The sequence below is a fragment of the Echinicola vietnamensis DSM 17526 genome (genome assembly GCF_000325705.1).
In the GTDB taxonomy this organism is placed as follows: Bacteria; Bacteroidota; Bacteroidia; order Cytophagales; family Cyclobacteriaceae; genus Echinicola; species Echinicola vietnamensis.
On record NC_019904.1, the window covers coordinates 5,503,428 to 5,526,063 of the forward strand.

A 22,636-nucleotide genomic window follows, 5' to 3' on the forward strand; every position below is an offset into this window, starting at 1 on the left:
AAAAGGAACCGGGCGATGCCGCAACGGGGCCTCTGGCAGCAGTGCTTAGAAAGAGAAATCATATTGCACCCTCACCCGCCAGTCATTGGCCTCCCGGTTTTGGGACATCTCATCAAAGTCAAAGAAGGTAAAATCTGCAGTCAGCTTATTGAGGTGCCCATTAAAGAAGCAGTTGAATGCCAAGGTATACTCTTCCTCACTGTTTTGGGGAAGGCTCAGCTCCGGCTGATAGTGTACATACCGGGAAGCGATCTCGAAAAGCGGCTTGCCCTTGGCAGCGTCTTGATGATTCAGAATATAACCGCCTTGGACGTACAACCCTGCCAAATGTCCCGTGTTGGGGCCATAGTTATCGTTTATCCTTTTCCTGTGGTATTCACTTTGCCAACTGAAGGACTTGTACTGGAAGGCGGTTTCCACCACCCACTGGTTGACTTGGTATTGGCCCGGAGCTCCTGATCCATACCCTGCCAATTCACCTCCACCACTGGAAGAAAAACGGGTATACGGGCTGGTATTGGTGGCTCCTGCCAAAGCAATGGACGCCTGAGGCTTGGATTGGTGCTTCAGATCTGAGCCGGAAATGGCCACCCCGTCGCCCAAAAAATTCCAGAAAACTTTTCCGACATACATGAGCTTTTTATCGTCGTTGTGCCGCGTTTCACGTCCCATGCCGGTCAATATTGAAAAGTGGTAATTAAAATCCAGTAAACCACCCTCATCAATTCGTCCATATACCGATACGCCTTGTTGACGGTCGATGGTAAAAGGCCTGTTGATCAAGGACCGCTCCAGCATTTGCTGCTTCCCACTGGAAATGGACCTTTCTCGGGTATATTCCACTTTCCACTGTCCCGCCTTAAAGCTTAACCATGGCCATTTTTCCACCATCACCCTAAAATCCAGCAGCCTGCTTGCGCCCAATTCATATTCGAAATAATACTTCAACCAAGGCTGATAGGCATGTCCACCAACCTTTAGACGAGCACGGTTTACCTTAAAAAGGTGCTGATCCGGTTCTTCAAAATCATCAAAATCCAATGGATTTTGGTCGTAAGGGAACGCGTATCGAAATTGCAGCCTTCCTGCTATTTGCAACTGAAACCTATTTTCTGGAGTGGTAAATTGGAATCCCTTAGAAGTGTGCCTGATATCCACACTTGCCGAATCTGTTGATGCGGTCTGGGCATGGGTAGTCACAGCAAACGACAGCCATACACAGACAGCAACACACAGTTTGCCCATGTCCATAAAGCGTTTTTTTTTTGTAAATGTAAGTATTTGGTACATTTAAATCGATCCGGCTCCTTGCATTTCCAGATCAAATTAATGTTAAGCTTTCCGTGAAGACCCTTCACGGAAATCGGCTGCAAAATTAACGGTTCGGTGTTTAGCCTACACTAAATCAATATTACCTTTTTGTTAATATTAACGCAATCAAGATAACATATAAGTAACCGTTTTCAAAGGATCGCTCTGCTGGCTTGGTTTCTATATCCCTTCAGGCATAAAAATAAAGAAAACTATTGACCGATCCACCTCTGCCTTCGTTAAGGTAATCCAAATGCCAGACCATCCAGCCCCATATACCGGTGGCAGATCATGAATATCACCAAAACCCGACCTCAATCATCTATTACTGCCGCTAGTGCTACTGAGTTCCACCTTTTTTTTTATCTTTGTCCTGTGAAAAGCAAAACCATTTCCTTAACAAAATCTACACAACATGCCCGAGGTTAAACTCTTTGCCGGAACCAACACAAAAAAACTGGCAGATTCCATTGCAGGAAATTATGGACAAGATTTAGGTGCGATGACCCTATCCATGTTCAGTGATGGAGAAATGTCACCCAGCTTTGACGAGTCCGTCAGGGGATGTCACGTGTTTTTGATCCAGTCTACCAACCCCAATGCGGACAATTTGCTGGAGCTTTGCCTTATGATTGATGCGGCCAAGCGGGCCAGTGCCTACAAGGTTTGTGCCGTGGTTCCATATTATGGCTATGCCCGCCAAGACCGGAAAGACCGCCCTCGAGTATCCATTGCTGCCAAGCTGATCGCCAATATGATCATGTCAGCAGGTGCAGACAGGATCATGACCTGCGACCTTCATGCAGGCCAGATACAAGGTTTTTTTGATATTCCTTTGGATCATTTGAATGGATCTGCTATTTTTGTGCCCTATTTGAAAAGCCTGGACTTGGGCGACAACCTGATCTTTGCTTCCCCAGATGTGGGAGGAGTAAGCAGGGCAAGGGCTTACGCCAAGCATTTCGAAGTAGACATGGTGGTCTGTGACAAACACCGTAAGCGTGCCAATGAGGTCGCTTCCATGCAGGTAATCGGCGACGTAGAGGGTAAAGATGTGGTGTTGGTCGATGACTTGGTGGACACCGCAGGCACGATGTGCAAGGCCGCGGAAATCCTTCTTGACAAAGGAGCGAATTCCGTCAGGGCAATTGCCACGCACGGGGTATTGTCCGGAAAAGCCTACGAAAATATTGAAAATTCCAAATTGTCCGAACTGGTCATCACCGATACCATTCCGATCAAAAAAGAATCTTCAAAAATTAAAGTCCTTACCGTGGCAGAGTTATTTGCCAAGGCGATCCACGCTGTGACCGGAAATGATTCGATCAGTGCGTTGTTTATTTAGCATTTCTTATTTATCACATATTTAATTTAAAAAACTATGAAATCGTTAGAGATTATAGGGTTTAAAAGAGCAAATCTCGACAGTCCTTCCATTTCGGAAATCCGTGAAGAAGGGAATGTACCTTGCGTGGTTTACGGTCCAGGCATCAAAGAGCAGATCCACTTTTATGCACCTGCCATCCTTTTCAGAGAGCTTCTTTACACTCCTGAAGTACACATGGTGGAACTTAACGTGGAAGGAACAAAAGTTAAAGCGATCCTTCGTGAAGCACAATTCCATCCGGTAAGTGATGTATTGCTACACGCAGACTTCTTGGCCTACAGCGACAAAAAGCCAATCAAAATGGACATCCCTGTAGACATCCAAGGTTCTGCACCAGGTATCCTTAAAGGTGGTAAACTGGAAATGAAGACCAGAACGCTAACAGTAAAAGGATTGGCACAAGACCTTCCTGACAGCATTCCTGTATCCATCAGCAACCTTGAACTGGGCAAATCTGTGAAAGTTCATGATGTAAGAGCTGAAGGTTTTGAAATCTTGACCAACCCTAGTGTTTCCATTGCTACCATCGGTATTCCTAGAGCACTTAGAGGTAAGAAAAACAATGAAGAGGAAGAAGAGGCATAAGCCGTTCATCCTTCTGAAACATAAGTATCCAATCCTGTCAGCAATTCCTTGTTGGCAGGATTTTTATTTTACATAAATGTCAAACGAAAACAAACCATGAAATACCTGATCATCGGCCTTGGAAACATTGGCCCTGAATATGAACTGACACGGCATAATATCGGTTTTTTGACATTGGACAGGCTTGCCGATCAGGAAAATGCCGAATGGAGAAGCAACCGCCTTGCCTTCACCTCGGAAGTCAAATACAAGGGCCGCACCCTTCACCTGATCAAACCCACTACTTACATGAACCTTAGTGGAAAAGCCATGAACTATTGGATGAAAGAACTGAAAGTGCCCAAAGAAAACACTTTGGTAATCGTGGACGATCTAGCCCTTCCATTTGGCAAACTTCGGCTTCGGGCAAAGGGTTCCTCAGCTGGCCACAACGGGCTCAAGAACATCGAAGCCTTAACCGGCGGCCAAAACTATCCTCGATTACGGTTTGGCATCGGTGATGATTTCCCAAAAGGAAAACAAATAGACTATGTACTGGGCCGATGGAGTCAGCAAGAACTGGATGAGCTCCCATTGTTTATGGACAAAGCCATCGATATTATCAAAGGATTTTGCACCATTGGGATCAACATGACCATGAGCCAGTTTAACGATTAGCAGCCGGCCAAATCAAACACGGATAAAAACCAAGCTGCCATACACTATGTTGACATCAGGAAAACGCAACCTGCATTCTGTGGCAAATGAACTCCTGAGCTTGGCAAAACAGTAGTTGCCGGACTCTTTCTTATCCGGTAACTTTATACCTCCTAAACCTCCCTCAACCATGAAAAGCATCAATTTAGGCCTTCAGATCGTACCGAAAAGCACCACACTGGACACGTATAGCCTCGTGGACAAAGCCATTGAGGTCATCAAAAACGCTGGCGTAAAATATGAAGTCACGCCCTTCGAAACGGTCATGGAAGGACCTGAAGAACAACTGATGGAAATTGCCCGTAAAGCGCAACAGGCCGTTTTGGACGCAGGTGCCGAAGAAGTACTCGTATATTACCGACTGCAAATCCGAAAATCAACCGATGTCACCATGGGAGAAAAAACCGACAAGCACCGGCATTAGGCCAACCTCCTAACAACATACACTTCTCACCCAACAGAATATATTTTTATTATTTTTGGCTTTTTAAACTATTTGCAAAATATTTTTTACCAGTAATCCACTTTTGCGTACATATGCGTAGGTCACAAAGATGGCCATGGCATTATACTTGATATATTTGAGCCGACAATTTATAGTTAACGATACATCACTGCTCTTGGCCATCAGTTGTGTTCGTACAATCCCTATAATTCATTAGCACATCCATTTTTTTGGATTAATGTATCACTAGGGACAATGGGAATTACATTCTCTTTCGAGCTTATCACTATCAAAAAAAACACACTAATCACTTCGAGATTATGAAGAATTTTACTGCTCTAATGCTACTGGGAATCCTATGTTCATTTCAAATGGCACAGGCCCAAATCAGTTCCGTACAATATGACGTTGTGCGGAATCAAATCAATGAAGGGAATCCACTTCCTTCGGAAGAACTATTCTATATCAAAGGCATCATTCCCCAAGGAATCTCATACATCGAAGGCAAAGTATATCGGGCCAATAAAGGCCTCGACAAAGCTGAAACCTATACGTGGAAACAGCCTTTCAATTTTGAAGTCAACCAATATGAAATCTTGGTTGCCGATCCCTTAAGGAGCAACGACCGGTACACCATTGAGCTGTACTTTTATCAACGTGCAGATGACAAGCAAATGGAGCAATTAAAAACCTCCATCAATCAAAATTTGTCCGCATACCTCAAGGCCAACCTTGAAATCACAAAAGGAAAGATCCATGCCTACAACAGCGACAAGGTCATCTTGGCACAACTGGACAAAATCGTTTCCGACGGAATCAGGAATTACAGCCATTTCATCCATCAGGGCTTTAATGGCTTTAGTGACATCGTCAAGCAAAAACTGGAACAGCGGGAAGAAATACGCCTCAAAAAGGCCAAATTCAACATCTTGGGCAAGAAAAAAGATAGCTTGGACAATGATCGAGCGGTTTATGCCTATCAATACATTGACGAATTGATCGCCCTTGTGCAGAACGAAGCGGACCAGTATCTCGCTGACAACATGTTTGCGTTGGTGGACATCAGGGCCATTGAGGCCTATCCTACAGAGGACAAACCATCCACTATCCCGCTTAACTTCGGTTACGGTGGCTTTGCCATGAAGCGGTCGTTTTCGGAGACCGAATATTTTAACGGCATGTATGCAGGGGTGTCGGTACCGCTAGGCAATAAGACCTTTACCAAATTCCTTGGCAATGCATCGTTTTCAGCAGGAGTCTTTCTACAAAATTTCGAATCGGAAAACGGCACCAAAATTTCCGGTCCATTTGTAAACCTCCCCATTTATGCCGGCTTGGGCTATAAAGTATTCCGAGTATTCCGCTTCAATGCCGGCCTGGTCGCGGCCACCACCGAAACGCCTGGTGTATCCAACGACGATTTCAACCTACAGCCCTATGCGGGCTTCAGCCTAGAATTCAACATCTGGCTGGGACTGAACAACAAATAACCGAACGCCACTATGAAACGAATTATAATAGCAATGCTTATCCTTTTGGCCGGTCGTCTTTCGACTGCCCAACAGGTTAACTATAACTGGCGAATCGGGGTCAGTGGTGGCTTTACCAACTACTACGGTGACCTAAGTCCCTACCCCGTGGAAGGGATCGGGGATTTCTCTAATGCCCTGAAACTTTTCAACTATAATGAACACTATTCGAAAAGCCTTTCCGGTCAAGTCTCTCTGGAGCGCAGGCTTACCGCCACCACTGGCCTTAGGGTTCATTACGGCCAGTATCATTTCGGCATGAGTGACCGCTATACGTCACCAAGCGGCACCTTGGACGAAACCGCGCCCCATTTTGAACGCGCATTGAATTTCCGGACTTCGATGGAGGATGTGGGGATTGCACTTGTGCTTAAAGCCGATAACGGCAAGTTGCTACCGGAAAAGTCTTTCATCGCCCCTTACCTTACCTTGGGTGGCGGATGGATGTGGTATGACGTTAAGGGGGACCTCCTCGATGCCAATGATGCCCCTTACGACTACAGCTCTCCTACAGTAATGACAGACGGCACATACGAAACCGATTTATCAACCATCGCCACCGAATCTAATGGCGACTACGATACGCATGGGCTCTATGCCGCCTTGGGCATTGGTTTCAGGATAAGGTTAAGCAACACCCTGGAGCTTTTTGCGCAGAGCACCTTTAACCATGCCTTTACCGATTACTTGGACGATGTCAGTGGAAAATACAAGCAGGAGTATGCCAACGACTTTGAGGCCTATGCTGCCAAACCCGGAACCAATGAAGTCAATGCCGAAAACCCTTACCGCGGCCATAAAAACGGTGGAAAGGACTGGTTCATTTACCATGGCGCGGGCATCAAGCTCAGCTTCGGATCAGCCACGAGCCACTTTAGGGCTCCGCAGATCACTTCGTCATACAACACTGCACCGCCGCCAATGGCCGTTAGCAGCGCCGTTCAGGAGCAACCAGCCCCCAACACGGATTCGCTGAGCCAAAAGGACAACACCAAGGCCCAACCCCTATCGCCAGGACCTACGGTTACCAATAATTATTATTCCCTCAATTGGGGACGGCCTCCCCATTTGGATCAACTAAAACGTCATAAGGCCACTTTATCGGTTGACCTGGAAATAATGGAACTGCAAATGGAACTCGACAGTGTACACTATGAAGGTTTTCTCGTGGATAAAAAGCTTCGTGAACTTAAACTGGATGCAGCCCAGATCCAATCGGACAGTACCTTGACAGAAATGGACAAGCTGAAGGCCCTTAAAGAGCTGGAGTACTTTCAGCAATTGGAACAGGAAAAGAAAGACCTTCTTGACCGGGAAGCAACAGCCCTTCAGGAGAAAATTCGTCAATTGGAAGCCGATAAAGAAAGTGTGGGGATGGGTTGGGAAAGTGATTCCCTAGCCCACCAACGCTACATGGGATCATTGGCCCAATATGATCCAAACTACCCGAATAATGGGGAAACCGGGACCATCCAGATGGGAATGATGGTACCACAGACTGTTCCAGACGACAGTGTACGGACAAGCCGTGCTTTGGCGACCGATTCAGCCACCACCGCAGCTGCTCCTGTTCTCCCTATGGCGACCATGCAGCTGGCAGAGGCAGACGACCAAGCCGAAGCAGCCGAATCCCCGGAACCAGCATCCATCGCCCCAACCGTCGAGCCTGAAGTGCAATACGTCTATCTCCAGCCAAGTGAAGGAACTCCTTCCACGACCACGGTGCAAGCCACCGTTCCTGAGGCGAGCTACCAAGAAGAAAAGCAAAAAAGAAGTTGGATTCCAATCCCCATCATTTTTGGTGGAAATAAAAACAGGGACAAAAAGAAAGAAAAAAGGGCAAAAAAAAACAGCGAAGACAGCTCAAACAGTCCTGAGAAGACATTGGATTCCACCATTCCTTGGTACGAGCAAGTGTCTGAGGAAGATTACCAAAAATATTACCTGCCAGCTGCTGCCTTGGGGATGACCACTGCCGGCATATTCATCGCTGCCAACGACCAAACGTCAACGGAGCCACCTGTAACTGGCCCTACCGAGACGGTCAATACTCCCATCATGACGGCACCTCCACAGGAAGCCAGCAGTCGGGTGGACACGGTTTACCTAAAGGGCAAAGACACCACCAAGCTACTGGCCTCACGGAAGGAAATATACTTTGACTTGAACCAAAAGACTGTCAGTGACCCTGAAAAAAAGAAACTTGAAGACCTGATTGCCTTTCTGAAGGAAAATCCGGAAAGCAGCATCCAATTAGAAGGATTTGCCGACAACACCGGCAACATCGACTATAACCTTAAACTGGTTCAAGAGCGTACACAAGCCGTTAAAGATGTTTTGATCCAGCAATACAAGGTTGATCCCCGTAGAATAAAAACCCTTTCCGGAGGACAAATCCTACGCAATCCTTCGAAGAAGGAACCCAATCAATCAGACAGAAGAGTAGAAGTGTCGCTTATTTTTGAATAGGCAGTTAGTGGTGGGACGGGGCTTTCCATTTTTCATGGAAGCCCCGTTTTTTTTATTACCATTAATGATAACGTCCGGCCCCGTTACGGGAACCTGTTTTAATACCCATATTTTTTACCCCAGAGGCGCTGCAGGTTTTTCCTGAGGTCATTCTCCCGTGCATTGGCCCCCGGTTCGTACAGCTTTTTGCCTTTCAGCTTATCCGGCATAAACTCCTCCTCTACAAAACTCCCGGGGTAATCGTGGGCATATTTGTACCCCTTCCCATAATTCAAATCCTTCATCAATTTGGTAGGGGCATTGCGTAAATGAATGGGCACAGGCAAGTCGCCCTCTTGACGGACAATGGCCTGGGCTTCATTGATGGCCACATAACTGGCATTGCTCTTTGCCGAACTGGCCAAATAGGTCACACATTGGGAAAGGATAATCCTGGCTTCTGGATAACCAATAATCTTTACCGCATCAAAACACTGCGTGGCCAGCAGAAGGGCGTTGGGATTGGCATTTCCAATGTCTTCAGATGCCAAAATCACCAATCTCCTGGCAATAAATTTCACATCTTCTCCCCCTTCGATCATCCGTGCCAGCCAGTAAACTGCCGCATTGGGATCAGAGCCCCTGATGGACTTGATGAAAGCAGAAATGATGTCATAATGCTGTTCGCCAGATTTATCGTACATGGCCACCTTTTGCTGGGCAATCTCGGTCACTTTATCGTTGGTGATGACAATCGGATCGTCAGGAATGGCATTCACCACAATTTCAAATAGGTTTAACAGCTTCCGGCCATCCCCACCCGATAGGCGCAGCAAGGCCTCGGTTTCCTTTAATTCAATGGGTTTGCTTTTGATGAGCGGATCCTTTTCCATTGCCTGATGGACCATGGCCTCCAAACTCTCCTTTTCCAAATGATTCAGCGTAAACACCTGGCAACGGGAAAGCAATGCTGCATTGACCTCAAAAGAAGGATTTTCGGTCGTCGCACCTATCAAACGAATATGGCCCTTTTCGACCGCCCCCAACAGGGCGTCTTGCTGGCTCTTATTGAAGCGGTGGATCTCATCGATAAACAAGACCACCCCTTGTTGAAAACGCGCCTTCTCGATCACCTGACGAATATCCTTCACCCCCGAGCTGATGGCACTAAGCGTATAAAAAGGAGCCTTCACTTCATTGGCAATGATATTGGCAATGGTAGTTTTTCCCACACCGGGAGGCCCCCAAAGGATCAGGGAAGGCACTGTTCCTGACCGGATCGCCCGGTGGAGAAATGTCCCTTCCTTGCTCAAATGTTCCTGACCGATCAGTTCTTCCAACTTTGCCGGCCTCATGCGCTCTGCTAATGGCTCTTGACTCATGTAATGGTTTCTAATTTCTTCGGTTTATCGTCATGCGGCCTGCTCTTCGCCACTGGCACGCAAATTACTTCAATCGCTTTTCCATGGCCTGCAAATGGTCATCGGTAATATCCAAATGGGTAACAAACCGGACCATGTCCTGCCCAAACTGCACCGCCTTGATTCCTTTATCATTCAGTTTTGACAACATCTCTTTTGGGCTGATATCCCTTAACCTGACGATGACAATATTGGTTTCTACCGGAAAGACTTCTTCCACGTGCGGATGTTCCCTGAGGATATCGGCCACTTGCCGCGCCCGCCGATGATCTTCTCCCAACCGGCCAATATGATGCTCCATGGCGTAGATCCCGGCAGCAGCCACAAAACCGACCTGCCTCATACCGCCTCCCATGGCCTTTCGGATCCTTCTGGCCTGATGAATGGTGGCTTTGTCGCCGATCAGTACAGATCCCATGGGACAGCCCAGTCCCTTGCTCAGGCAAACAGAAATTGTATCAAAAACATTTCCCCAATCCGCCGCTTTTTCACCACTGGCCACCAATGCATTAAAAATTCGTGCCCCATCCAAATGGAGTTTCAACTGATGTGCTTGGCAAACCTCCTGGATCGCGGTCACTTCCTCCAAACGATAGACACTTCCACCTCCTTTGTTCATGGTGTTTTCCAGGGAAACCAAGGTGGTCATGGGCGCATGTACATCGTCCGGCTGGATTGCCGCTTCCACGGCTTCCGGGGATACCTTTCCATAATGCCCTTCCAGAAGGCGCACTGAAGTCATGGCATTGGCCATGATACCACCTCCCTCGTAAAGGTAAATATGGGAATCTTTGTGGCAGATCACTTCTTTGTGTTGGCCAGCATGCAGCTTTATGGCAATTTGATTGGACATGGTGCCCGACGGACAAAACATCCCGGCCTCCATTCCAAACATGGCCGCCAGGCGAATTTCCAAGGCCCTAACGGTAGGATCCTCTCCAAGGACGTCATCCCCTACTTCTGCCGACCACATGGCCGCCAACATTCCCTCGGTAGGCTTGGTTACCGTATCACTTCTAAGGTCTATGGTCATGGTTTCTTTGAAATTATGTTGGCAGCTTCGATTGGCCGATCTGTGGCCAGGATATCTGCCCCGTTGTTTACGAATTCCTGATACAGCTGGTCTCCTCTGGCAACCGCCCGCTTATCCAAGTTGCCCAAAGTACCTAAAATGGTGCACACGCCATGTTGGTGGAGTTTTTCATTGAATGCAGCACTGCGTGCGGTCACGCCGGTAAAGGCTATGATGTTTTCGACGGGAATACCAGTGGCCAAAAACCTGTCCCACTCTTGGTCATTTCTCAAGGTTACCGACAACATCAGCTCTGGAGCCATGCGGTGCAGCTTTTTTGCCGCTCCCAAACTGTAGGTAATCAAGACAACATGGGCTTCTGCTCCGGTCGCGTTGATTTCTTCGAGCACCAGTTCATAGGGCACATTGGACTTGATATCCAAGGTGAGCACTGCTTTCCCTTTTGCCCATTCCAATACTTCCCGGAGCGTGGGCACGTTAAATGCCGTAACCTTTCCTTCAGCATCTTCTAAATCAAATGCCTTGATTTCCTCATAACGAAGCGCACTTACCGCACCCGAACCAGAAGTAGTCCTGTCCACTGTATTGTCATGCATCATGACCAATACAGAATCCATGGTCATCGAAATATCACACTCGATCAAGGCGGGTGTATGCTGGAGTACATAATCAAATGTTTGGATGGCATTTTCAGGGTAACCGGGGTAACTCCCTCCTCGGTGGGCACTGACCATCGGCTCCCAATCGGCATTCCAATTAAAAAAAGCCTTGGTGGCCGCTACATTCTCAAAACTAAGGTAATTTCCATCGGTGGTAACCGCTTGGTCCGTCGAACCGCCACAGCCCAAAAACAAGATAATGAGCAGCAGGCAAAGCCCTGCCAAAGATTGCTGGTGCATGGATTATGATTTAGAGGTTGATGTATCGGAGTCTTTAAATTTCAGGCCGAGCGCCCCACTTTTTGATTTTTTCAACACTTCTTCCATCCCACTTAGCTCAATACTCAAAGCCTTGGTGGACAAATTTATTTCCCAAAGTGAAATCCCCAATGAAACCAATAGCGCCACCATGCTCATCATAAAGGTAATATTGGCCGCAGTGTCGAATTTTTTGTAGATCAAAAACATACAGACCACGCAAATCAAAAAGCTGATCACCCCAAAAATCTGCATGTACTTGATCATGATCATGCGGATGCGGAGATTTTTAAGCTGCCCGAGCAATTGCATGTCATCGGGTCTTTCACGGTACCGCTCATTCAGCCCCCGAATCAAGCTGGCCATGGCCAAAAAACGATTGGTATAGGCCAACATCAGTAGTGTGATGGCCGAAAACAACAAAGCCGGTGTCGAAAGTTCAAGTTCCATAAGCGCGTGGATTCTATTGGACTACCTAAATTCAGGAATTTTACAGGATAATAAAAACCCCGCCAAAAAAATTGACGGGGTTTGTCCCATATTTAATTTTTTATCAAGGGTGCTTTGCTTTATACCACTTCACCGATCACCACAAGGTTTTCGAGAGTTGGTGCCTCACTTCCGCCTTTTGGCTCGATGGTGATGGCAAAGGCTCCGGCACTTGCTGCTGCTTCCATTTGCTGCAAGGTCAGCTTTTCACCCGGCTTCACAATCCCTATGCCCACGGGACCATCGTCACCGATTGCCCACAGCTGATAATCCTGATCAGCCTCCAATGCCGCCAGCTGATTTACAGAGACGAATACATTTTCGGTAGATTTGTCCCAGAAAACATCCACTCTGGCATCTTTTTGCAGCTCAAAGGATTCTCCCAGCATCGGAACGCGCTCATAATCTCCGGAAAGCAAGGTTTCAAACTGCTCGTCAAGGCTGTTATAGCGTGCTTGATTAATGTCTAGTTCTTCCGAAAGGATATTACGTTCCTGCAAAAGCGCAGTAAACCGCTCTTCCACGTCATAGTACATGACGGCAAAATACACTGCTGCCAGAATGGCCAGAAAGGCCACAATTGAAGAAGCCACTGCAAACTGCTTCCAAGGCTGCAGCATTACTTGCTTGGCCGCCGGGCGAGTCTTCACGGATTCTGGCTCAGGCTCCGTTTCCTTTTCTTCCACCAAGTCCATTGACAGGCTTTCAAAGATCTTGTCCTTTACTGCTTCGGATGGCTTGACGCCTGTCTTGTCATCAAAAGCAAACATGGCATCCTCGATTTCCTCAAGCTCTCGTTTGATTTCGGGATGCTTTTTGGAAAGCTCAATAACCTCCTCACGCTCCCTGTCACTGAGTTCTCCCAGCACAAAGAGCTCCAACTTACCTGACGCTATGTAAGACTGAATATCCACTAAATTCTATTAATATTCTTTTTTAATACTCCTAAGGCCGCACGAATCCTGGATTTCACCGTCCCCAGTGGAATCTCAAATTCTTCAGAAATCTCGGAATGGGTGTAGCCTTTAAAATAAATACATTCAACCACGAATCGTTGCTCCTCATTTAAATTGGTAATGAGTTCCTTTACGCCGATTCCATCTACAGCTTCTGTAGTTCCCGACGTTCCTTCCAAACCATATACGTAGTTATCGATCGTATTGGTCTTACTGTCTTTGGAAAATTCTTTGGAACGGGTCTTGTCGATGGCTGCATTCCTGCAGACGTTGGCCATCCAGGTGTAGAGTCTCCCTTTGGATTCATCATAGCTATCAATGCGCCTGATGATTTTCACAAAAGCATCATGAAAGACTTCCTCTGCAATGTCGTGGTCTTTGATTACACGGGATATAACAACAAATAAAGCCCTGGAATATTTTTCGTACAAATAGTCCACAGTTCGCTTATCCTTAGCTCGTAATCCTGTTATGAGTTGGTCTTCTTGCAAAAGTCGCCGAGGTTATTAAATGTTTTTTGTCTCTTAAAAAAAGAAACACGAGACGGCTAGCCATCTCGTGCCTAATATTAGGATAAGTTTACCAATTTTACAAATGTATCACCTCATCATATGCGGCTGCTGCTGCTTCCATCACGGCTTCTGACATGGTTGGGTGAGGATGCACCGTCTTGATCAACTCATGACCGGTGGTCTCTAACTTCCTGACCGCCACGATCTCTGCAATCATCTCGGTCACATTTGCACCGATCATATGGGCACCCAAAAGCTCTCCATATTTGGCGTCAAAAATTAATTTGACAAAACCATCAGAAGCGCCTGCTGCTTTTGCTTTACCAGAGGCTGAGAATGGGAATTTGCCCACCTTCAATTCATAACCTGCCTCTTTGGCTTTCTCCTCAGTATAGCCTACTGAAGCGATCTCCGGCACGCAATAGGTACACCCTGGAATATTGTTATAATCCAACGGCTCTGGATCATGTCCTGCAATCTTCTCCACACAAATAATGCCTTCCGCAGAGGCTACGTGAGCCAAAGCCGGGCCAGGGATCACATCACCGATGGCATAATAGCCAGGCATATTGGTTTTGTAGAACTCATCTACTTTGATACGGCCTTTGTCCACTACGATTCCTACATCTTCCAGCCCACAATTTTCCACGTTGGCTACCACGCCCGCTGCAGAAAGGACCACATCGCAGTCAATCGTCTCTTCTCCTTTTTTGGTCTTCACCGTTACCTTACAGCCAGACCCTTTTGTATCCACTGAGGTCACCTCGGTGCTGGTCATGATGTTCATGCCTGCCTTTTTGTACATTCGCTCCAAAGCTTTGGAAACTTCCGCATCCTCATTCGGCACGATACGATCCATAAACTCCACAACGGTCACCTCGGTACCAATCGCTGCATAGAAATAGGCAAATTCCACTCCAATGGCTCCAGACCCTACTACAACCATTTTCTTCGGCTGCTTCTCCAACGTCATCGCCTTGCGGTATCCAATGATCTTCTTGTCATCGATCTTGATGGCCGGAAGCTCGCGAGACCTGGCACCTGTGGCAATGATAATATTGTCGGCACTGTAAGTGGTTTTCTTACCGTCCTTATCTTCAACCTCTACTTTCTTGCCCGGCTTCACTTTGCCCCAGCCAAGGAGTTGTTCTATCTTGTTTTTCTTTAAAAGAAACTGGATACCTTTGCTCATGCCATCGGCCACTCCCCTGCTTCGCTTTACCATTCCGCCAAAATCGGCCTTTGGATCCTTTACGGTAATCCCGTAATCTTTCGCATGGTTGATATATTCAAAAACCTGCGCACTTTTCAACAAGGCTTTGGTAGGGATACATCCCCAGTTCAAACAAATACCGCCCAGTTCAGCGGCTTCTACAACAGCAGTTTTCAGACCCAGTTGGGATGCGCGGATAGCCGCTACATATCCTCCCGGTCCACTACCTACTACAATAACATCAAATTTTGTTGAAGACATATGTGTATGTTTTTAAAATAGCTATTTTAACCTTCGCAAATTTAAACTATTTAGCCACAGAAAAAAATTTAGGGTTCCATTATCCTGGCCTGCTACCGCTCAAATACGGTACGGTACGGGACAGTGTCTCCTACTTCCTGTCGAAAGCTAAATGCCGAAGGAAACCGTCATGGAAAAGGGACAGCCTATGTAACGCAGACGGATACATGGACCGATCCTGGATAATGGTGTCAGGTCATCTCTACTTTGACACCTTTCTGGGGAAACGCCATTTACAACATGACCCGACATGGGGCTTTGGCCAATTGGCTTTCGGCTTCCATCCCTTCACCCTCACCAACGGCTAAAATCACTTTCCTTCCTTTAAACCGCCTCTGTCATGGATCGCTGAATTTGTTTTTGGGAAATTATCCCTATTTTTGATCCTTCTAACCGAACTAACTTTACAATTTAATATGGGATTATTAACAGGAAAAACCGCCCTCATAACCGGGGCATCCAAAGGCATCGGCAGGGCAATAGCCCTCAAATATGCTCAGGAAGGTGCCAATGTAGCATTTACTTTTTTGTCCAGTGTAGAGAAAGGACAAGCCTTGGAAAAGGAGCTGGCTGAATTTGGCGTCAAGGCCAAAGGATTTCGATCGGATGCTTCCGACTTTAAGGCTGCTGAAGAGTTGGTCAATGAAGTGGTCAAGGAGTTTGGCGCTTTGGATGTATTGATCAACAACGCCGGGGTCACCCGTGACAACCTGCTGATGCGCATGAACGAAGAAGCGTGGGACGATGTCATGAACATCAACCTCAAATCCTGCTTTAACACCGTAAAAGCTGCCACCAGAACCTTGATGAAGCAAAAAGCAGGATCCATCATCAACATCACTTCGGTGGTCGGCATCAAAGGAAACGCCGGACAGGCCAACTATGCCGCTTCCAAGGCAGGTATCATCGGCTTTACCAAATCCGTGGCCCTTGAGCTGGGTTCCAGAGGCATTCGCAGCAATGCCGTGGCTCCAGGTTTTATCGAAACGGAAATGACCGAAGTATTGGACGAGAAAACTGTCCAAGGCTGGAGAGACGCTATCCCTATGAAGCGGGGCGGCCAACCAGAAGAAGTGGCCAATGCCTGTGTGTTCCTCGGCTCGGATATGAGCTCCTATGTCTCAGGACAGGTCATTCAAGTGGATGGTGCCATGCTGACATAAGGTGATTGAAAAATTGGAAAATTATAGGTCTCTTCGATCCGTTTTGGACGGATCGAAGAGACCTTTTTTTTTAGCGGAGGTTGTGCAGGGTCTCTGACCCATGCACCAACCAAACGTTGAGTCTGTGACTCAATACTGCCCCCGACACCCCATAAATCCAATCCCAATAATCGAAGACTTAGCAATGCTTCTCCCAGCAAGTCAGCAGCCCCCAACATTACCAACTTTTAAACATTGCAACCTTTAAACACTCAGCAACGTATATCAAAATGATATCACTTTAAAATCATACTAAAATGGAAAAAACAACTAAACCCATTTCCGGATACGTCATGGTATTGATCGGACTTTTGCTATTCTTTGGTGCCTTCGCCTCCATAGGTACCGGGAATGCTATATTGGCGGTCATTATCGGCATAGTGTTTATTTTTGTCATTCCCGGATTCTTTATCGTCGAACCCAACAAAGCCGTAGTATTACTCCTCTTTGGGGCATATAAGGGTTCTGTAAAATCCAATGGTTTCTTTTGGGTAAACCCATTTATGAAGAAACAAAAAATCTCCCTGCGTGTCAGAAACTTCGAAAACAAGCCCATGAAGGTCAACGATAAAATCGGTAATCCCGTTATGATTGGCACCATTGTGGTCTGGAAAGTAGAGGACTCTTACAAAGCCTTTTTCGATGTAGATGATTATGAAAATTTCGTCCACCTACAGGCTGACGCTGCTGTCCGAAAAATGGCCGGACTGTATCCTTACGACAACTTTGAAGACGAGGATGCAGAAGTAACGTTGCGCTCAGGTGTGGAAGACGTCAACCAATCCCTGGAGACGGAAATCAGCGAGCGTCTGGAACATGCGGGCATCAAGGTCATCGAAGCCCGTATCAGCCACTTGGCCTATGCTTCGGAGATTGCCAGTGCCATGCTTCAGCGACAGCAGGCCACGGCGATTGTAGCGGCCAGAAGGCGGATCGTGGACGGTGCTGTAGGCATGGTGGAAATGGCTTTGGAAGATTTAAAGATCAAGGAAATCATCGAATTTGACGAGGAGAAAAAGGCCGCCATGGTCAGCAACCTCATGGTGGTGCTCTGCTCAGACAAGAGCGCCAGTCCAGTCCTCAATGTAGGAACCTTGCACCAATAATTTCCTCTTACCATGCCAAACAAAAAAGCTTTTGCCCTTAGGATCGATGAAAAAATGATGAAGGCGGTAGAAAAATGGGCGGCCGATGAATTCAGAAGCACCAATGGACAATTGGAGTACCTGATCCATGATGCCTTAAAAAAAGCAGGCAGGCTTCCCAAACCCGGCAAAAACCAAAAAGAGGCCGAATAGTCGGCCTCTTTTATTATCCCCTCTCTTATAGTGGTACTAACCCATCTACTACACGTTCTTGTTGAAATGTTTTCCTATACATAACCAATCCACTAGAAAAATCAGTCGCTTCTAATCTTATACTATAATAATAGGTCACTTCATCATCTCCAGTCACCTCATAGGTAAAGTAACTACCTGTCACATCCCAAATCAACAGTCTATGTGGTGAGTTTGTTTCAAAATCAACTAATTCTGGCTCACTAAGACTTATATAATTAACACGAAGTGTGTTATATAAAGGATCTCCTGGAATAACTGCCTGATAAGCAATATAAAACACCGTCTCTACCTTAATTGACTCATAATCGCCAGGTAAACCTTCTGTAACTTCAAGACCAAAAATACCACCTTTCTGCTGAGAAAACGAACTCTCATAAAAGAAAACACAAAGCATTAACAACAAAACAATTCTTTTCATAGTTATATTTTTTTTGTAAACAATACAACAATATACATTAAAACATTTCCTTTTACTAAATTTACACTCTATTTTTATGAAAAAACCGTTAACGTCAGATCCTAATCGGCTTTAAGTTCTATCTCTTGATTATAAAGCAACTTTTCATTTTGGAAATCGTACAAGGTCAGCTGCCGCAACTCATAATACGCCTGCCAGTATTCCTGCAGGGATTGGATATAACTTCTCCTGTTCGAGTCCTTCTCCTGCTGGGCAATATTTAGGTTCGTGATATCCACCTTTCCACTCAGGTAACGCTGCCTTGAGATTTCATACCGCTTGGCGGCCACCTCATCAGCCTTTTCACTGATCATTATCCTGCTCCTCAATTGTTGAAAGTTCTTGACCCGGGTAAAAACCTCCTGCTCAAAGTTGATCACTTCCTGATCGATCGTATAATTTACCAATTCCTTATTGGCCTTAGCACGTCCCATTCGAGCCTTATTTCTACCCCAGTCCAGTACTGGCACACTTACGCCTAAACTTACGACCGCCTGCTGGTCCGGGTTTTCATAAATCCCTCCCCAGCTCATGGCTGCGTTATTGTAACCATATCGTGCGTTTAGATCCAAATTAAACCGCTGTCCTTTTGCTCTGGCCACTTCCGCATCGGCTTCCAGTCGTTGGATCTTGAAGTTTACTGCATCCGAGCTGTTTTCAAAAGCCAAACTAATGGCCTTGTCCACATCCACGACAAAATCAGGGATTTCATCCGGCAGGACCAGATCAAACTGGGTGTTTTCATTCAAGCCAATATAAGACCTCAAGGCAAGCGCAGAAGACTCTAGGGACAACTGTGCAGAAGTTAAATCCTGATCCGCTTGGAGCACCTGTAGTTCCACTTGGAGCAATTGGTCCTCTGTGGTGGTACCGATATTGTACCGGCCTTTCTCAATTTTATAGATCGCTTCGGTATTGGTCTTGTTTTGCATCGCAATATCGTACCCTACTTGGGCGACCAAATAATTAAAGAACAGCTGTGTGGCCCTTTGACTGATCTGCTCCATTTCCTCTACATAGCTCTTCTTGCTTTCTTCGTATCGCAACGGCTCAATTTTCTTGTCCCATTTCAATTGGTTAAACGCAAAAATTGGCTGGTAGAGTTGGATATTGACAGGAACACCTCGCCATTGAGTCTGACCTTCGGGGGAATCAGTGAGATAATTATCAAATCTACTCGCAGAAGTATTGACTGAAATACTACCACCAGTTAAAGCAATTTCCTGCTGCAACCCTAACCCAACGTCCACAAGACTCTGTTTTAGAGGAACATTTAAGTATGATCCATCATTTTGTTCTACAGCCTTTACTTCCTGGGTATAACTCGGCAATTCACCATTTAACCGCAACTGCGGATTATAATTGGACTTGTAAAACCGGTATTGCCAGTAACTATTCTGCCGTTGGGTTTCGGCCCTTAAGGCCGCCGGGGATACGGATTTAGCCCTGGCGATAATATCCTGCAAGGTATATTTGATCCTTTCCTGCCCATTCACGTGGCACGGAACGCTAAACATCAAACAGAAAATAAAAACGAAGAATGTAATGTGCTTATTCATGTCTTAAAGAAGTTATTGGGTCCTGACTCGCGGCTCTTTTGGCCGGAGCTATTCCAAAAATTAATCCTACGGTAGCGGCCACACTAAAGGAGACCAATATAGAAGGAATGGTAATGATCGTAGGAAAGTCCCCAAACTGGGAAACCAAACTGGCCAAAATGATCCCTAAGATCACCCCTATGATCCCGCCTGTAACGCTGATCATCATCGCTTCGAAAAGAAATTGATGAACAATATCCGTCTTTTGCGCCCCCAAGGCCAGCCGAAGGCCTATTTCCTTGATCCGCTCCATCACCGAAGCCAGCATAATGTTCATAATACCAATCCCTCCCACGAGCAAGGAAATCCCGGCAATGGCCCCTAACACGATGTTAAAGATATTTTGGGTCCGTTGCTGCTGCTTAAGGAGCAATTCGGGAATGGTGATTTCAAAGTCAATGACATTATAATGCTTACGCTCCAATAACCGGGACAATACCTCTGCCGTCGGGTTCAGCATGCTGCTTTCTTCTACCTGCACCACCAATTTATCGATCTGATGATAGTTGGTCTGCTTATTGGAGGTATTTTGCTGCACTTCGCCATTGATAATCACAACGCCCTGCCTACCGGAAACCAAACTTCCAGAAGTAACCATATCGCGGTTTTTATAGCGTACCAGCATGGTTTGCATGGGAATGTATACATCCATGTTAAAGTCCCGGATACCAAGTTTGGCGAGGCTTTTATCAGAGACGATCCGCTCTTCCAAAATACCGATGACCCGCATCCATTGATTGCCGCATTTGATCCGCTTGCCAATAGCATTTTCCTTGCTGAAAAACTTGGTCTGAACTCCACGTCCAATGATGCAAACCGGATCACCGTTCAAGAGGTTATTTTCGGTAAACATGCCGCCTTCACGCAATTTAAAATTGGTCACTTTAAAGTACTCCGGTGTCACGCCCACGAGTTTGGCTGATCTCCGTACCCCACTTTTCACAATATGCGTATCCATGATCACCTCAGGGCTGATCCGCTGGATCCCCGGAATGACTTCTTGGATGGCTTCCACGTCCAGCATGCGCAGGCCGGGGCTGAACTTATTCTTTTCGGCTCCGGGGCCTCCTCCAGGGCCATCCTGAACTTCTTCCTCTACCTGCTCCACCACCGGTTCGATGATAATGTTATTTACCCCCACCAGTTTGATCTGCTCCAGGATTTCCTGCTGGGCGCCGTTTCCGATGGCCATCATGGCGATCACCGCTGCAACCCCAAAAATAATCCCCAGTGCTGTCAGCAGCGACCTGAGCCTGTTGGCCATCACCGCCTCCAAAGCACTGTAGAAATTAGACAAAAGTCTTGGTCCAAACATAGATCAGCAATTAAGAATTTGAAGCTTTCTTACCAGCCTTAGCGCCACCCGCCGCTGGCTTTCCTCCGCGCTGCCCTCCTCCAGGAGTGGGACGCTTGGGGGCCTCCGGCTGGGCCGTTTCTTCCTCCTTCAGGTTACGCTTGCCATTGAGCTCTTCGAGCAATTTCACCGATTGGCTCTCTCCCCAATTGGGAATGGACAGGTAAACCTTGTCTCCTTCCTCTAGGCCTAGCTCAACGATCGCCTCGTCATAGTTGGACAATCCAAGCTTTATTTCCTGCTTCACGCCATTGTTGAGGTATACGTAATTGATACTGTCGTTTTGGACATGTACGGCTTCCAAAGGCACAAAAATGGCATCTTCCAGCTCCTCTGCTATAATGGTATTGCTAGTGGTCATGGCCGGACGCATGACCGGATCACTCTCATTGACCAATATCTCTACTTCAAACACCTTGGCATCCGAGTTTGGCCGCTGCTGGCCAACATTGGCGACACGGGTTACCTTTCCCGTAAATTCCTTTTCAGGGAAGGCATCAAGGCCAATTTTCACTTCCTGGCCCACTTTCACCTTTCTGATTTCAACCTCGTTTACGTAAGTGATGCTCTGCATTTCGGTCAAATCAGGCAAAGTGGCCACTACCGGATTCCATGCACTGATCTGGGAGCCTTCAGCAATTTTATTACCGTCCCAGTTGGTCCGGTAAATGACCATACCATCTTGAGGAGCCGTAATGGTAAATTCATCCAGTAAGTCATTCATGGCTTGGAATTCACGCTCCTCCTTCCGTAACCTGGCTGTCCGCTCAGCCATTTTGGCCAAGGCCTGATTGTACTTGATCTTATAGTTTTGTCTGGCCTGGTCCAAGTCTCTCTCCGCTTTTTCCAGATCGTATTCGTTTTGCTTGATCGTCGCTGGCGGTTCGTACTGGGATTGCTCCAGCACCAACTTCTTCTGCTCTACGTTATACTCCAGGTTCAGAATATTGTCCCGTTCTTGTCGTAAGGTCAAGGCAGTATCCAATTTGGCCTGCTCGTATTGGGCTACTTCTGAATCCAAATTGTTTTGCCCGTCACTGAGTTTACCGAAAAGTTCTGATTTATCTAGTGAAGCAATAAAGTCCCCTTTCTTTACGACCGTTCCCTCTTCTACCATTCGCTCAATGGTAAGCTGGTTTACCCGAAACTCCCGAGCCCGCGTCGGCCCCATGATCATCACCGATCGCAAGGCTTTCAGCTCCCCGGTGGTTGCTATTTCAACGGTAAATTTTCCTTTCTCGACAGGAACGATGATATCGGCACCGTCCCCGGAGGCAGTGGGCGAAAAAATAAAGTATAGGACCAGAATGGCCACCACACTCCCTACCGCTACAAATAATAAATTCTTTTTCATGACAGTTTCACTGTTAGGTGTATTTATAGATTATTGTTTACAAAATTAAATTTTTAAAAACTAAGCACCGTCCCAACTAAATTCAAATA

At 46.6% G+C, this 22,636-nt stretch carries 21 protein-coding genes; 9 read left to right on the forward strand and 12 right to left on the reverse strand.

What is annotated here, in order from left to right; all coding sequences use genetic code 11:
* Positions 1-45: 45 nt before the first annotated feature.
* Positions 46-1,245: an OprO/OprP family phosphate-selective porin gene (locus ECHVI_RS22385; protein ID WP_245553402.1), complete on the reverse strand. Its 1,200-nt coding sequence runs from the start codon at positions 1,243-1,245 to the stop codon at positions 46-48.
* 481 nt (positions 1,246-1,726) lie between these two features.
* Between ECHVI_RS22385 and ECHVI_RS22390 the strand changes: the two genes are divergently transcribed.
* The 6 genes from ECHVI_RS22390 (at position 1,727) to ECHVI_RS23565 (ending at position 8,422) form a co-directional block, all read left to right on the forward strand.
* A complete protein-coding gene (locus ECHVI_RS22390) occupies positions 1,727-2,656 on the forward strand; it encodes a ribose-phosphate pyrophosphokinase (protein ID WP_015268291.1) in 930 nt (309 codons plus the stop codon).
* Between the two features lie 36 nt (positions 2,657-2,692).
* Positions 2,693-3,283, forward strand: a complete 591-nt coding sequence (locus ECHVI_RS22395; protein ID WP_015268292.1) for a 50S ribosomal protein L25/general stress protein Ctc — start codon at positions 2,693-2,695, stop codon at positions 3,281-3,283.
* Between the two features lie 96 nt (positions 3,284-3,379).
* Positions 3,380-3,940 (forward strand): aminoacyl-tRNA hydrolase, encoded by a 561-nt coding sequence (pth, locus tag ECHVI_RS22400; protein WP_015268293.1) that lies wholly within the window; start codon positions 3,380-3,382, stop codon positions 3,938-3,940.
* A 169-nt stretch (positions 3,941-4,109) separates the two neighbouring features.
* On the forward strand, positions 4,110-4,403 hold the full coding sequence (locus ECHVI_RS22405) for a thiamine-binding protein (RefSeq protein ID WP_015268294.1): 294 nt from the start codon (positions 4,110-4,112) through the stop codon (positions 4,401-4,403).
* A gap of 341 nt (positions 4,404-4,744) precedes the next feature.
* Complete coding sequence (locus tag ECHVI_RS22410; protein ID WP_015268295.1) at positions 4,745-5,914, forward strand: hypothetical protein; 1,170 nt, start codon at positions 4,745-4,747, stop codon at positions 5,912-5,914.
* Between the two features lie 12 nt (positions 5,915-5,926).
* Positions 5,927-8,422 (forward strand): OmpA family protein, encoded by a 2,496-nt coding sequence (locus tag ECHVI_RS23565; RefSeq protein WP_015268296.1) that lies wholly within the window; start codon positions 5,927-5,929, stop codon positions 8,420-8,422.
* A 98-nt stretch (positions 8,423-8,520) separates the two neighbouring features.
* On the opposite strand, the gene ECHVI_RS22420 is transcribed toward ECHVI_RS23565, so the two are convergent.
* The 7 genes from ECHVI_RS22420 to lpdA form a co-directional block, all read right to left on the reverse strand.
* Positions 8,521-9,783 (reverse strand): replication-associated recombination protein A, encoded by a 1,263-nt coding sequence (locus ECHVI_RS22420; RefSeq protein ID WP_015268297.1) that lies wholly within the window; start codon positions 9,781-9,783, stop codon positions 8,521-8,523.
* A gap of 64 nt (positions 9,784-9,847) precedes the next feature.
* Positions 9,848-10,855 (reverse strand): threonine aldolase family protein, encoded by a 1,008-nt coding sequence (locus ECHVI_RS22425; RefSeq protein WP_015268298.1) that lies wholly within the window; start codon positions 10,853-10,855, stop codon positions 9,848-9,850.
* Positions 10,852-11,754: a glycerophosphodiester phosphodiesterase family protein gene (locus tag ECHVI_RS22430; RefSeq protein WP_015268299.1), complete on the reverse strand. Its 903-nt coding sequence runs from the start codon at positions 11,752-11,754 to the stop codon at positions 10,852-10,854. Before ECHVI_RS22430 ends, ECHVI_RS22425 begins: the two co-directional genes overlap by 4 nt.
* Before the next feature lie 3 nt (positions 11,755-11,757).
* Complete coding sequence (locus tag ECHVI_RS22435; protein ID WP_015268300.1) at positions 11,758-12,222, reverse strand: DUF2721 domain-containing protein; 465 nt, start codon at positions 12,220-12,222, stop codon at positions 11,758-11,760.
* A 119-nt stretch (positions 12,223-12,341) separates the two neighbouring features.
* Positions 12,342-13,175 (reverse strand): anti-sigma factor, encoded by an 834-nt coding sequence (locus ECHVI_RS22440; RefSeq protein WP_015268301.1) that lies wholly within the window; start codon positions 13,173-13,175, stop codon positions 12,342-12,344.
* The gene (locus ECHVI_RS22445; protein WP_015268302.1) at positions 13,175-13,708 is read right to left on the reverse strand and encodes an RNA polymerase sigma factor; all 534 of its coding nucleotides are present in this window, start codon (positions 13,706-13,708) and stop codon (positions 13,175-13,177) included. Before ECHVI_RS22445 ends, ECHVI_RS22440 begins: the two co-directional genes overlap by 1 nt.
* A 97-nt stretch (positions 13,709-13,805) precedes the next feature.
* Positions 13,806-15,203: a dihydrolipoyl dehydrogenase gene (lpdA, locus tag ECHVI_RS22450; RefSeq protein ID WP_015268303.1), complete on the reverse strand. Its 1,398-nt coding sequence runs from the start codon at positions 15,201-15,203 to the stop codon at positions 13,806-13,808.
* Between the two features lie 455 nt (positions 15,204-15,658).
* Here lpdA and fabG point away from each other — a divergent pair, with 455 nt between their 5' ends.
* The 3 genes from fabG to ECHVI_RS22465 all read left to right on the forward strand — a co-directional run bounded on the left by fabG (position 15,659) and on the right by ECHVI_RS22465 (position 17,742).
* A complete protein-coding gene (gene fabG / locus ECHVI_RS22455) occupies positions 15,659-16,405 on the forward strand; it encodes a 3-oxoacyl-[acyl-carrier-protein] reductase (RefSeq protein WP_015268304.1) in 747 nt (248 codons plus the stop codon).
* A 296-nt stretch (positions 16,406-16,701) separates the two neighbouring features.
* Entirely contained in the window at positions 16,702-17,550 is an 849-nt protein-coding gene (locus tag ECHVI_RS22460) for an SPFH domain-containing protein (RefSeq protein WP_015268306.1), read from the forward strand.
* A 12-nt stretch (positions 17,551-17,562) separates the two neighbouring features.
* The gene (locus tag ECHVI_RS22465) at positions 17,563-17,742 is read left to right on the forward strand and encodes a type II toxin-antitoxin system antitoxin (RefSeq protein ID WP_015268307.1); all 180 of its coding nucleotides are present in this window, start codon (positions 17,563-17,565) and stop codon (positions 17,740-17,742) included.
* Positions 17,743-17,767: 25 nt separating this feature from the next.
* On the opposite strand, the gene ECHVI_RS22470 is transcribed toward ECHVI_RS22465, so the two are convergent.
* The 4 genes from ECHVI_RS22470 to ECHVI_RS22485 all read right to left on the reverse strand — a co-directional run bounded on the left by ECHVI_RS22470 (position 17,768) and on the right by ECHVI_RS22485 (position 22,547).
* Positions 17,768-18,202, reverse strand: a complete 435-nt coding sequence (locus tag ECHVI_RS22470; RefSeq protein ID WP_015268308.1) for a hypothetical protein — start codon at positions 18,200-18,202, stop codon at positions 17,768-17,770.
* 101 nt (positions 18,203-18,303) lie between these two features.
* Entirely contained in the window at positions 18,304-19,800 is a 1,497-nt protein-coding gene (locus ECHVI_RS22475) for a TolC family protein (RefSeq protein ID WP_015268309.1), read from the reverse strand.
* Complete coding sequence (locus ECHVI_RS22480; protein ID WP_015268310.1) at positions 19,793-21,154, reverse strand: ABC transporter permease; 1,362 nt, start codon at positions 21,152-21,154, stop codon at positions 19,793-19,795. The genes ECHVI_RS22475 and ECHVI_RS22480 overlap by 8 nt, the downstream gene beginning before the upstream one ends.
* 10 nt (positions 21,155-21,164) lie before the next feature.
* Positions 21,165-22,547 (reverse strand): efflux RND transporter periplasmic adaptor subunit, encoded by a 1,383-nt coding sequence (locus ECHVI_RS22485; RefSeq protein ID WP_015268311.1) that lies wholly within the window; start codon positions 22,545-22,547, stop codon positions 21,165-21,167.
* Between the last annotated feature and the right edge of the window lie 89 nt (positions 22,548-22,636).